Here is a 268-nt window from a genome sequence, read left to right as displayed (position 1 = left end):
TTAATTGTTGAACAGTTAAAGCCCAATTATTGATAGGCATAGTCCATTTTTTACTAATATTATTAAGAGCCAAATAGATCAATTTAAGCACCGACATATCATTTGGAAATACACTTTTGTTCTTGGTAACCTTACGTACTTGTCTATGGAAACCTTCCACTGCATTAGTGGTATAAATCATCTTCCTAATCATCGGATCATAGTCAAAATAAGCGGTCAATTCTGACCAATTACGTTGCCAGGAATCAATTACAATAGGATACTTTTT

At 32.8% G+C, this 268-nt stretch carries 1 protein-coding gene; it reads right to left on the bottom strand.

Annotation, left to right across the window (positions count from 1 at the left end; genetic code table 11):
• A partial coding sequence (locus ACXAHM_RS26460; RefSeq protein WP_474967084.1) for a transposase occupies positions 1-268 on the bottom strand: 268 nt, incomplete at both ends.

This window comes from Flammeovirga sp. AWQ4_249 (genome assembly GCF_056161045.1).
This window is presented reverse-complemented; position numbering and strand designations above follow the sequence as displayed.